The organism is Cognataquiflexum nitidum (assembly GCF_022538055.1).
GTDB lineage: Bacteria > Bacteroidota > Bacteroidia > Cytophagales > Cyclobacteriaceae > Cognataquiflexum > Cognataquiflexum nitidum.
On record NZ_JAKZAM010000032.1, the window covers coordinates 50,936 to 63,199 of the forward strand.

Below are 12,264 nucleotides of genomic sequence, written 5' to 3' on the forward strand. Positions count from 1 at the left end.
GCTATGGAAAATAACAAATTGATTGTAGGACTTGACATCGGAACCACCAAAATCTGCGCGATCATCGGTCGCAAAAACGAATTTGGAAAGTTGGAGGTTCTCGGCATGGGCAAGGCTGTATCCGACGGGGTCATCCGCGGTATTGTGACCAATATCGACAAGACTGTCAACGCCATCCAAAAGGCGATGCAGGATGCGTCAGACATGGCTGACGTGGATATTGTCGAAGTGATCGTCGGGATTGCCGGACAGCATATCCGTAGCACCATCCACCATGGCGTCATCATCCGTCAGCCCAATCAAGATGAAATCACCGTAGAGGATGTCAGGAGACTTTCCAATGACATGGAAAACATCGTCGTGCCTCCCGGAAATACCATCATCCATGTCATGCCACAGGATTACATAGTGGATTATGAAGATGGGATCAAAGATCCCGTCGGGATGTCCGGTTCCAGGCTTGAGGCTGATTTCCACATCATCACCGCACAAACAACTGCCATCAACAACATCAACCGCTGTGTAAAGCGTGCCAATCTCGTGTCTCAAGACCTGATCTTGGAACCTTTGGCGAGTTCTCTGTCTGTACTTAGCGAGCAGGACAAAGAAGCCGGAGTTTGCTTGGTGGATATCGGAGGCGGTACGACAGACATTGCCATATTCTACGACAATATCATACGCCACACCGCGGTCATTCCTTTGGGAGGAAATATCATTACAGCTGATATCAAAGAAGGCTGCATGGTCCTTCACCATCAGGCCGAATTGCTCAAGACCAAATTTGGTAAAGCCATCGCCGAAGAAGCCAATCCTAATGAAATCGTATCTATTCCCGGGCTTCGCAACAGACAGCCAAAAGAAATTTCTATCAAAAACCTCGCGGCCATCATTCAGGCAAGGATGGAAGAAATCATCGAATATGTACAGAATGAATTGGTAGCAAGTGGCCATTATAAAAAACTTACAGGAGGAATTGTCCTCACCGGAGGTGGTTCACAGCTGCAGGGAGTTTCCCAGCTGTTTGAATACATGACAGGACTCGATACCAGGATCGGCTATCCAAATGAGCACTTAGGCAAATCCAAAATCGAAGAAGTGAAAAGTCCGATGTACGCCACTTCTGTAGGATTGGTATTGGCGGGATTCAAGTCTCTTGACGAGAGGGAAAACCTTTACAGACTCAGAAAGGAAAGCGTAAACAATAACACACAAAAAGTACAGGCCAAACCTGTAAAAACAGAATTTGGCCCAAACATTTTCTCCAGCATCGGTAAGAAATTGAAGGATATCATCACCAATGATATTCATGATGACAATAATTACTAGGGCTTATCATACTAGGGAGGTAGATGACCATGTCTTCTACTTCCCTTCATTTACAAAAACCATACTAAAAAGGAAAACAAGTTCACCAATAGATAAAAAATGTCAGATAACATGAAAGATTACAAATTTGATCTTCCAAAAAACCATAAATCAATCATCAAGGTGATTGGTGTTGGAGGAGGTGGTTCCAATGCTGTGAACCATATGTACAACCAAGGAATCAAGGACGTGGAGTTTGTCGTGGTCAACACCGACGCCCAGGCTTTGAAAAGCAGCCCGGTTCCTTTGAGGCTTCAATTAGGTGCAAACCTAACCGAAGGACTAGGTGCCGGTGCCAATCCTGAAAAAGGAAGAAGTGCGGCATTGGAAAGCAAAGAAGACATCAGAGAATTGCTTTCGGACAATACCAAGATGGTATTTATCACTGCCGGCATGGGTGGTGGTACAGGTACAGGTGCTGCACCGGTGATCGCCAAAATCGCCAAGGACATGGACATCCTTACCGTGGGTATTGTTACCGCCCCTTTTGTATTTGAAGGAAGAAAGAAAATGATCGCCGCACAGCAAGGCATCGAAGCTCTGAAAGAAAGCTGTGATACTGTTTTGGTCATCCTCAATGACAAACTGAGAGAAATCTATGGCAACCTTGCTATTCGTTCGGCATTTGCCAAAGCCGATAACGTATTGACAACTGCTGCCAAGTCTATCGCCGAAATCATCACCATCCATCAGGATGTCAACGTGGATTTCGAAGATGTGAAAACAGTCATGAAAAATGCCGGCGCTGCAGTAATGGGTTCTGCTACCGAAGAAGGTGAGGGACGTGCCATCCGTGCAGCCGAGAAAGCCATTGCCTCTCCGTTATTGAACAATGTCGACATCAAAGGCGCCCAGAAAATATTGCTTTCGATCATGTCCGGTGAAGACGACGAACTCTCCATGGACGAATTGAGCGAAATCACTGAGTACATACAGGAAAGGGCCGGTGACGATGCCGAGGTGATCTTCGGTCAGGGTATAGACTCTGAACTGAGCAAAGGTATCCGTGTTACCGTCATTGCCACAGGTTTTGAAATGGACAGACTGACTACAGCTTCCCCTTCAGGTAAGAAAGAAGAGGTGGTTGTTGCCGCTGCCATGGAGGAGGACAATAGCAAAAAAGTGATAGACCTCGAATCAGGCAAAACTTCCAAAGTAGAGGAAGATACTACTTCGGCCCCGGGTCAGACTTTCACCTTTACTTTCAACAAGCCCTTGTTTACTCCGGCCAATGAAAGCAAGCCTGAAGAAATCAAGCCAAAAGTGGAGGTTCCTGTGCCTGCAATGGAAAATAAGGAAGAACCTGGATTGGAGCCTCAGTTTGAATTTGTTCCAGCCAAGCCTGAAAGCAACAAGGTGTTTTTTACCCTAGATACTGAGGAAGAAATCACAGAGGAAGCACCAAAAGCAACTGCAACAACTCCCGAAGAAACAAAACCTTCTCATAGCAATGATTATTATGAGCAATTAAAATTGAAAGCAATCCAAAGGGCACACGAGCGTTTTGAAAAGCTGAAAAGCATCAAAACCTACAACCAGCATCCTGAGGAATTCAAAGATAAATTAGAGACCCCCGCTTATCTCAGAAAAGAAGTGAAGTTATCAGATGTACAGCACAGCTCCGAAAGGAACATTTCAAGGTACAACCTGACTGATGAAAATGAATTTCTGAAGAACAACAGGTTTTTGCATGACAATGTCGATTAACTCTAAAAGTTGATCAACATTTCTGCCTGGGTATGGAGTAATTCCATGTACAGCCTGTTGGTGAGCAGGTTATCTGACATATTGTCCTCGATCTTGGCTAGTTTGGGCTTGAGGGCAAGTACATGCATACCCACGTAGTGGAAGATGTCGGTGAGGTGGCTCAAAGCGATGCCACCCCCGCCTATTCCGGATGAAATGCCGACCAAGGCACATTTTTTATTGCGGAAAGAGTTGGGATAAGTCATCCCGTCTATAAATCCTTTCAATATGCCGGGGAAAGAACCGTTGTATTCCGGTACTACGAAGACAAACTTTGTCCCTTCTTTGACTTTTTGGTGAAAGCTGTTGTAGCCCTCATTTTTGCCGTTGTTATGGTAAAGGGCCGAAAAAATAAAATCATGCGGCAAATCTTCCAATAATAAAATCTCCGATGGCGTATCCATTTTGGCCAAAAGATCCTGATATATCAATGCTATTTTTTCTGAGACGGAATTTCTGCGGTTGGTACCGACGATGATCTTGATCATGCAAAGGGTGCTTTCTGTGGGTTTGAGGTAAATACAATCTAGAAAGTCAATAAGTTTCAGGAATGTTTAAAAATCAAATTATTGTTTGAATTCGTTAACTTTGATAAAATGAGAAATAATTATGGGAGAAACACAAATCAGACATGAACTTTATCAATTTATAGACGAAGCTGATGAAAGACTCTTAAAATTGCTTTATGCCGTTGCTAAAGAATATAAGCAAGAGGATTTTACAAAACCGGGAGAGCCTTTGAGTGAAGAAGCCCTTAAAAAGAGAATCCTCAATGCCAAGTCAAGAATCAAGTCTGGTCAATTTACCACTCATGAAGACCTGGAGAAAGAGTTTGAAATATGGTAAAAAGGAAGTTGAAGATCATTTGGGATAATGAAGCAAAAAAGTCCTTACAAAATATTTATAATTACATCAAGGGGAGGGAATCTATTGAAGTGGCAAAAAAGGTCCGAAATAAAATATTCACCCAAGCGAAATCCCTCCATGACTTTCCTGAAAAATTTGAAAGAGAACACCATCTTGAAGATGAAGTCGGAAACTTTCGCTACAAGGTGATATGGAGCTATAAAATCATCTATGAGGTAACAGAAGAATCAATTTTTATCCTGGATATTTTCCATACCAGTAGAGACCCATCCGAAATTAAAAAGTAAAAATAAGCGGATGAGAAAAGTAAGATTTGGACAGGATCGGATATGTCTCACGAAGGCAAAAGTTTGATTTTTGGATGGTCCCGCAAAATCGCAAAGTCAGCAAAGACCGATAAAAATATCTCTCGTAAAGACGCAAAAATCGATAATTTCCCACGAAGGCACAAAGACGACAAAGTCTTGTCGTTGATTGGTCCCGCAAAGTTGCGAAGACAGCAAAGACGGATAAAGAATATCTCTCGCAAAGACGCAAAGACGCAAAGAAAAGGGTCATGCATCATCAGATAGGTGTATCCACAACTATCATCGGGATGTATCTCCACCTTTTTATTTAGTAGAATTTGTAATTCAAATTACCAAGAATTACCTTTCAAGTGGAGTATTCTGATTTGAATTCAAATTTCCTCCCGATGGCTATATTTTGGAAGAAAAAGATACAAGGGCTTAATTTCAAATCACACAAATTCTTAATAATTGTTATTAATATCACAATTCCGGGAATTACATAAACAACTGATAAATTTGATGAAGATTTCTGAATCGAAAAATTTGAAAATTTTCTTAACTGAAAATTTTTCGAGTTTGATTATTTATATGATTTCCGCAATGGTAATTTTATTTTTTCATGGTATCAACGGCTTATTTTGGATTTTACTATTCTTCGGAACTGTTTTTTTTCTTTCGAAAACAATTGCGGAAATATTAATCTTCGCAGTTTTTAAGAAGCAAATACGACCTAGTAGATTGTTTATTATGGTTTCCGGCACTTTAGTAACTTCCACTTTAAGTATTTTTGTTTTTGAATTAAAAGTGATTCTTTATATCATGATTCTTGTTTTCGTAATAATTAGTTTAGCAATTTATACTTCTAAGAAAATGTAAACTAAATCTCATCTTGGAAAAAATGAAAGAATGAAATGAAAAATAAGAAAATTTACTTTGCGTTCTTCTTTATTTTGTTTTTTTGCCTATCTCTTTATATGCTTTCTAATTTTAATTTAAAGACAGCTTGTAGAAAAGAAAAATCTGCACTTCAAGTTGAAATGAACCAGTGGGTCTTAGTCAGAGTATATAGGGATTCTGAAAATCACAACAATGAAACTATCGAATATCTTTTTAATGATAAGGTTCGTAAAAGTTTGATTTTCAATGGAGAAATTAATCTCATTTTCGATCAGCTTAAGGAGGGCGATATACTTAATAAAGAAAAAAATAATTTGGAGGTAGTTGTAAACAAGGATTCTGAAAATAAGGTATTTTTTTTAAACTATGGATGTAAATAGAAAGATTGTGAATTGTCTATATTTATAGACTGAGTAAAAAATTCCTCTTCTGGGTATAGAATGGAGTAACCCCATCTGGGAATAGCCTGGCGTAACCGCTAGGCGTAACCGCTAGGTGTAGATTGTATCTACACTTTTTTATATTTAGAATTTGTAATTCAAATTACCAAGAATTACCTTTCGTTAATAGTCCTTCCTCGTCAACGAAACATCAGAAAACGTCTGGTTCGATCAGTTCAGGATAGAGACTACCACTCCGGTCATCCTTCAGGAGACGCACGGCGCCTGTCCCGAAAGCGTAGCGATTCGGGAAGCCTTGGGGCGTAGAGCTGCAGGGCTTGGGATATCAGCAGGCAGGGATAAAGGCGAATAAGTATCTCTATCAAGAAAAAGAGTTCAAAGATGGTTTAAACTTAAATATTTATGATTTTCATGCCCGTGGATATGATCCTGCTATCGGCAGGACCATGCAGATGGATCCACATGCCGAGAATTATTTAGATTTATCACCTTATAGTTGGGGGGCAAATAATCCGATTAGTATTATTGATCCGACAGGAATGGATACTGTCAATTATAATAATGTCGATTGGAAAAACTTTAAAACTGATACAGATGTATTAGGACTTGATGAAGTTGTATTTACTTTTGGTTCTGGAAACTACCCTTCACTTTCGGACATAAACGGTCAGAATCAAAGGTCGATGTCGGGCTGGGGAGGAGGAAATACGAATCCAAATGACTTAGATGTAATTGTAAATTATGAACCTCGTGTTGTTTGAGGAACTCTCCCATTTCTTCCTGGAGGATTTGGTAGCTGGAGCAATCTTAGGAATTTTTTCGGAGCATTTAAAAATTTAAGAAACTTGTTTAATGCCGCTAAGGGGGTAATCGTGATTGGACCAAGAGCAACTTACAGAGAATTTGCTAAAAAGATAGGAGCCAATTTTCTTAATGTGACTGATGAAGCATGGACGATGCGTAAGAACGTAGAGTTTTTACAAGGGGTAGTAAAAAGAGGAGATGATGTGATATTCTCAGGGAAATACAATCCATTAAAACTTGATCCTAATTCTGTACTTGCACAAGAGATCAGGTATTTGCAAAGATATGGATATTCATGGACTGACGATTTTTCAAGAATGATTAAAAAATAATATTGAAATGGAACAGAATTTTATAAAACACATCAACGAGTTTTTTAAAAGACTGATTGAAGTGCACGGATTTCAGATAAAAACAGAACTGAACGAAAAGGAATCGTATATGATTGAATATACTTCAAGTAGTTTTGTGTTTAAAATTGAAAAGTATTTTCGTGAATTTTATGCAACTCTTTATAAACTAAATAAGCCTGATAAAGAAATAAATCTTTTTAATTTGTTGGAGTATTTAAGGCATGGTGATGTACAAGTTCCAAAATCAGAATATTTTCGCAACGAAAAGGATATTGAAGAATGTTATAAGAAACAATTGAATCACATATCAGGGGTAATTTATGAGAATTACGATTTGATAAATGATTTTTTCAGTGGTAATGAATATGAATTAAAAATTATTGAATTTGAAAATTATTGGAAAAGTAAACATCCTGAGTTGTATTAATAAGGTTTGATAGGTAGTTGCCGCTAAGGGGGTAACTGCTCCGAAAGATTGGATAACACAAGTAAGTAAAAAAGGTGGCGGAACTGTTTTTAAAGATCCAATTAATCCCCACAACATGATTAGGCAAATGCCAGGAAATCCAAATAGTCCTAATGTACTACAGCAAAATCCTTATGTTAAATTTATGAAGGATGGCAAGTTCTATGATGTTAATGGCAAAGTCCTTCCGAGTGGTAATGTCCCCGAATCTCATATTCCATTAAATCAATATGATATGAGTAAAATGCCAAAATTTTAAATCAATGGATAAAATAAACGAAAGTATATACAGAATGATCTCTCAATTGTCGGATTTAAGCTTACAAAGAAAGTTGTGGTTAAATGAAAACAAAGATACAGGATTAATTTCTTCTTATACAGAATTAATGTGTTCTTTATTTGATGATTTTAATTTTGATGACTTTATCGATAATAGAGCCTGCAAAATCGGCTTATCTAATTCTGTCATTTTTGAATTGAATAAATTGAGAGAGTTGTTAAATAACTATAATCAAAAAGATTCAGATGAAGAAATAATTGGTGACGTTGTATGGAGAAATGTTGTTGATCAGGCTAAAACAGTTCTAAGAGAATGGGATAAATCCTAGTTTCTACTAAAAAGAGAGTATATTTCGCTCAAAATGAAGCCGATGATTTGGTTGTAGTTTTAAATTACACTCACCAGGATAATGTTGTTGTGATTAATGACGGAGTTTAGTCATTCTTGTAAACGAAAAATCAGAAAACGTCTGGTTCGATCAGTTCAGGATAGAGACTACCACTCCGGTCATCCTCCAGGAGACGCACGGCGCCTGTCCCGAAAGCGAAGCGATTCGGGAAGCCTTGGGGAGTAGAGCTGCAGGGCTTGGGGTATCAGCAGGCAGGGATCAAGGCCAATAAGTATCTTTATAATGAGGGCTGAGCGTTAAAAAATGATCCCTTAGGATCATTTTAGCGAAGAGCCAGGCTGTAGGGCAGCATTCAATGACCACCTCGGGATCAACCTCTCCGACTATGGGGCGAGGATGTATAGCCTGTCCCGAGAGCAAAGCGATTCGGGAATGCGAGTATAGGAAGGTGGTTTGTGGTGGATCCGCTGGCGGAGATTCCGAGTCAGATAGCACATTCTCCTTATGCCTATGCCTGGAACAATCCTATCAGCATGATCGATCCGACAGGTATGTCGGCGGAGGAATCTGATCCGGGAAAGAATGGCAAAAAAGATGAACTCCCACCTCCTCCAAATTGGGAAAAAGAAGGTTTGGATTATGGTAATGGAGTTACAGTTGAGGCACCTTATATGCCTTTTGACTTCTCCTCTATCCACTGGGATAATCAGAAGGCTCAGATGGGATGGCATGATTTTAGGAAAGATCTCGGAGGTAACACAAATAGGGAAAGCGGAACTCCCTGGATGGGTTTTGCAGAAAGCCAATTAGGTGTAAGAGAAGCAACAAATAATAATGATGGAGTTGATGTCGAAAAATACTTAAAATCGGCAGGATTGGGTGCTGGATATCCATGGTGCGGTGCTTTTGTTAATTGGTCTTTAAAACAAGCAGAAATAAAAGGTTCAATGATTCCGGCACGAGCATTGGATTGGAGAAATTATGGGCAAAATTTAAGTACACCTGCTTTCGGAAGCATTGGTACCTTGAGAAGACCTGGAGGTGGGCATGTGGGTTTTGTAGCAGGACTTGATGCAGACAGACCCGGATGGGTTATCATGCTAGGAGGAAACCAATCAAATAGAGTGTCTTATGAATCCTTTCCAATAGGTATAATGCAATTTAATTTTCCAACTAGATATTCACCATCATATTCACTTCCTTCAATGGGAGGTTTTCCCAAAGGAGTTAGAATGCAATAACTATTAAATTAAAGAATAATGAAAAGAATGTTTATACTTTTAATATCAGTTAATTGTCTTTTATGGAGTTGTTCGAATAAAAATATGGAATCACACGACTCTGTACAGTCTTCTAAAGTGTTAGATAAGAAAAGTGATATCCCAAAAAACAATCAAGAGGAGGATAAAATCAAATTTGATTACAGTTATTTTTTTTCAAATGATACTATTTGTCAAATGATTCAAATTAATCATTTAAATAAGAACAAGTTAAATGATGAAATCCCAGAAAAGATAGAATTCAAATTAGTTTTACAAAATAAATTAAAAAAAACAACAATCGATATAAATGGAGTGGCAACATTGACAAGTCAAAATGAGTCCTTTTTGGATGAAACAGAACCTGACGGTGGTGCATATTATGCAGCAGATTACAATAAAAACAATTCTGGATATGACATAAATATTTCATTGGATATTGAGGGCTATAAAGCATGTGCTGTTTCAATAAAACCTTATCCAACCAAAACTTTTGAAGACTTTGAAGATAATATAAAAAAATATCCTGATTTTAATGTTTTGAAAATTGGTCATTGTTTGAAATAAAGAACTTTATATTAACATAAATTAGACATAATCCCCCCTCTGGGAGTAGAAAAGCGTGTCTCTAGATGTAGTTTGTAACTACACCTTTTTATTTAGTAGAATTTGTAATTCATTTTACCAAGAATTACCTTTCGTTTGGGTGTTTGGTTGAATAGTCCAATTGTAAATTGGAAGGATAAAAGGGTGTAATTGCAAATTACACCCAGTCGTAGCATCAAGCGTTTGACTACACCCAGGTGGGGTGGATTATTGGTGATTTTGAGTATTTTCCAATTGCAAATTGGAAGGATAAAAGGGTGTAATTGCAAATTACACCCAGTCGTAGCATCAAGCGTTTGACTACACCCAGGTGGGGTGGATTATTGGTGATTTTGAGTATTTTCCAATTGCAAATTGGAAGGATAAAAGGGTGTAATTGCAAATTACACCCAGTCGTAGCATCAAGCGTTTGACTACACCCAGGTGGGGGCGAGGATGTACGATGCGAGTATTGGAAGGTGGTTCGTGGTGGATCCGCTGGCGGAGATTCCGAGTCAGATAGCCCATTCTCCTTATGCCTATGCCTGGAACAACCCGATCAGCATGATCGATCCGACAGGGATGTCGGCGGAGGAATGTAAGGACTGTCCGGAATTCAAAGATGGCAACAAAGGTGAGGGTACAGGTCTTCCAGTATTTGAATTTCAATCGACTCCTGACTTCTCCGCTATAAACAAGAGTAACCAAAACTCTCAAGCGGGGTGGGGAGGCTCGGGTGAATCCGGAAGTTCTGGAGATTATAAGTCCCCAAATGTACAGTATGCACAAAGGTATTTTAACCCAAACAGACCTTTATCGTCAGGCGAGGCGAGCCCAGATTACACAATCGAATCATTTACTTTGCCAATATTTGGGTTCGTTAAGGCGTTAAAAATTCCCGGAATTCAGGCATTAATTAATAGATTGTTTCCTAAGGGGGGATTCCCATTTAATAAAGGTGTATTAGAGAATTTTACCAAACATGCCTTTGCAGGAGGTCGTCATGCAGATCTAGGATTACCGCTGGAAACAATGGCTTCAAAAGGACTTAATTTAATAGAAAAGAATATGTCTTTTTTAAAAGCGGGAGACAATACCTTAATCGGCACCATCAATGGAGTTCAAAAGTCATTTAAAGCCTACGTTCAAGATGGTAAAATTGTGTCAATAAATATGTATCAGGGAGCTTCGAATAGAATAACTAAAGGAACAGTGATAAATTATGGAAATGTAACATGGTAAAGGAAAATCAAAATTTAGAGCTTCTAAATCAAGAAGATTTAAAAGGTCATGAGACCTTTAATCTAATCAATTGCATAGTTAATAAAATTGATTTGATAGGAGTGTTCGAATTGAATGCCTATTTGATTTTAGAAAACTGCATAATTAATAATTTACAAATTCATTCTTGTTGGTTTACGAATGGATTATTATTAAAAAATTGTATTATCAAAAACTATATAGATTATCAAATGGGTGGTCATAACGTAAGTCCTATAGTTATAGAAGGAAATGTTTTCATGGAATTTTTCAATTTCTTTGATTGTCAATTTGAAAATCGTATTGAAGTAGTTAATAATGTTTTTATTAAAGGCACAAATCTTTTAGGCAACAAAGGGGAAGGTTTTGAAAATAGTTTTGCTGAAGGTTGGCTTGCTGAAAATAACGTAGGTAATATTGATTTAAATGAGGTTGAAGTGCGGTAGCAGCTAAGACGAGTACAAAGCCCCTTCTGGGAGTAGATTGGCGTGTCTCTAGGTGTAGATTGTATCTACACCTTTTTATATTAGAATTTGTAATTCATTTACCAAGAATTACCTTTCGTTAGGGTGTTTGGTTTAATCCAATTACATCCCGATGGATATCGTGGATGGAAGGATAAAAGGGTGGGATTACAAATCCTCCACCCAGTCGGAAAGGTAAAGCAGAAATTGACTTGAGTTTCTTTGACTTTCATGTTTTTGGTGTAAACCCTTTTCTTCATTTAACTTTTTTGCTCCCAAAAAACCTAATAACCCGCATTTTCATTACCCCGGGCGGCGGTGCATGGGGAGCAGTGAGAGTATCAGAATCAGAGATGCACCTTGCCCGGGGCTAATAATGTTTCGCCACGCCGCGGCGGACTGTTGGTCGAAGTTGGAAACTTATACTTCAAAAAGATTCTCTAATGGAACACCTGTGGGGAGGAGGTCGGCGGACCGGGCCGGCGATGAGATTGAGTTTGCTTTACTTTTTTGCTCCCAATCCCGATAGTAACCGGACCCTAGGACATCGCAATATCAATACCCCGGGCCGATGGTGCAGTGAATTGAAATCTTTATTTCAAATTTCCGATAAGAGGGAGTTTGGTTTGCCTAGAAATTGATCTCAAAAGAAACATTTGGCGTAATTCCCATCAGGGGCACATAAGTAGTCGCAAGAATTTGGTCCCTGTTGTTCCTCCTATCACGGGGGGCGACCACTGAAACTTTGGTGTCGAGAATATTTTCTCTGTTGTAGAGGTTAAAAATACCCAATGAAACATTGTATCCATCCGACAAAACCCGTCGGGTTATAATCCGGAATTTTATTTAGGTCGGTATTCTTCCCAGTTTGATGGCAG

14 protein-coding genes and 1 pseudogene are annotated in these 12,264 nt (G+C 38.9%); 13 read left to right on the top strand and 2 right to left on the bottom strand.

Going from position 1 to position 12,264, the window contains the following annotated elements; translation table 11 throughout:
- Positions 1-3: 3 nt before the first annotated feature.
- Both ftsA and ftsZ read left to right on the top strand, forming a co-directional pair.
- Entirely contained in the window at positions 4-1,326 is a 1,323-nt protein-coding gene (gene ftsA, locus MMU07_RS18235; RefSeq protein ID WP_241128038.1) for a cell division protein FtsA, read from the top strand.
- A gap of 111 nt (positions 1,327-1,437) precedes the next feature.
- A complete protein-coding gene (ftsZ, locus tag MMU07_RS18240; RefSeq protein WP_241128039.1) occupies positions 1,438-3,072 on the top strand; it encodes a cell division protein FtsZ in 1,635 nt (544 codons plus the stop codon).
- Between the two features lie 2 nt (positions 3,073-3,074).
- Here the strand turns inward: ftsZ and MMU07_RS18245 are convergent, their stop codons facing one another.
- Positions 3,075-3,599, bottom strand: a complete 525-nt coding sequence (locus MMU07_RS18245; RefSeq protein ID WP_113924064.1) for an NADPH-dependent FMN reductase — start codon at positions 3,597-3,599, stop codon at positions 3,075-3,077.
- A 121-nt stretch (positions 3,600-3,720) separates the two neighbouring features.
- Here MMU07_RS18245 and MMU07_RS18250 point away from each other — a divergent pair, with 121 nt between their 5' ends.
- From MMU07_RS18250 to MMU07_RS18300, 11 genes and pseudogenes are all read left to right on the top strand, one after another.
- The gene (locus tag MMU07_RS18250) at positions 3,721-3,957 is read left to right on the top strand and encodes a hypothetical protein (RefSeq protein ID WP_241128040.1); all 237 of its coding nucleotides are present in this window, start codon (positions 3,721-3,723) and stop codon (positions 3,955-3,957) included.
- Positions 3,951-4,265, top strand: a complete 315-nt coding sequence (locus MMU07_RS18255) for a type II toxin-antitoxin system RelE/ParE family toxin (RefSeq protein ID WP_241128041.1) — start codon at positions 3,951-3,953, stop codon at positions 4,263-4,265. Before MMU07_RS18250 ends, MMU07_RS18255 begins: the two co-directional genes overlap by 7 nt.
- Positions 4,266-5,179: 914 nt before the next feature.
- On the top strand, positions 5,180-5,545 hold the full coding sequence (locus MMU07_RS18260; RefSeq protein ID WP_241128042.1) for a hypothetical protein: 366 nt from the start codon (positions 5,180-5,182) through the stop codon (positions 5,543-5,545).
- 326 nt (positions 5,546-5,871) lie between these two features.
- A pseudogene (locus tag MMU07_RS18265) lies at positions 5,872-6,327 on the top strand (RHS repeat-associated core domain-containing protein); the annotation flags it as partial.
- 84 nt (positions 6,328-6,411) lie between these two features.
- Positions 6,412-6,702 carry a hypothetical protein gene (locus tag MMU07_RS18270; RefSeq protein WP_241128044.1) on the top strand — a complete coding sequence of 97 codons (291 nt, stop codon included), beginning with the start codon at positions 6,412-6,414 and terminating at the stop codon, positions 6,700-6,702.
- Positions 6,703-6,709: 7 nt separating this feature from the next.
- Entirely contained in the window at positions 6,710-7,150 is a 441-nt protein-coding gene (locus tag MMU07_RS18275; protein WP_241128045.1) for a hypothetical protein, read from the top strand.
- 302 nt (positions 7,151-7,452) lie between these two features.
- Positions 7,453-7,797, top strand: a complete 345-nt coding sequence (locus tag MMU07_RS18280; protein ID WP_241128046.1) for a hypothetical protein — start codon at positions 7,453-7,455, stop codon at positions 7,795-7,797.
- A 476-nt stretch (positions 7,798-8,273) separates the two neighbouring features.
- Positions 8,274-9,059 (top strand): TIGR02594 family protein, encoded by a 786-nt coding sequence (locus tag MMU07_RS21790; RefSeq protein WP_241128047.1) that lies wholly within the window; start codon positions 8,274-8,276, stop codon positions 9,057-9,059.
- Between the two features lie 84 nt (positions 9,060-9,143).
- Entirely contained in the window at positions 9,144-9,644 is a 501-nt protein-coding gene (locus tag MMU07_RS18290; protein ID WP_241128048.1) for a hypothetical protein, read from the top strand.
- 462 nt (positions 9,645-10,106) lie between these two features.
- A complete protein-coding gene (locus tag MMU07_RS18295; protein WP_336246205.1) occupies positions 10,107-10,904 on the top strand; it encodes an RHS repeat domain-containing protein in 798 nt (265 codons plus the stop codon).
- Positions 10,898-11,368, top strand: a complete 471-nt coding sequence (locus MMU07_RS18300) for a hypothetical protein (RefSeq protein ID WP_241128050.1) — start codon at positions 10,898-10,900, stop codon at positions 11,366-11,368. The genes MMU07_RS18295 and MMU07_RS18300 overlap by 7 nt, the downstream gene beginning before the upstream one ends.
- A 648-nt stretch (positions 11,369-12,016) precedes the next feature.
- On the opposite strand, the gene MMU07_RS18305 is transcribed toward MMU07_RS18300, so the two are convergent.
- Positions 12,017-12,202 carry a hypothetical protein gene (locus tag MMU07_RS18305; protein ID WP_241128051.1) on the bottom strand — a complete coding sequence of 62 codons (186 nt, stop codon included), beginning with the start codon at positions 12,200-12,202 and terminating at the stop codon, positions 12,017-12,019.
- Between the last annotated feature and the right edge of the window lie 62 nt (positions 12,203-12,264).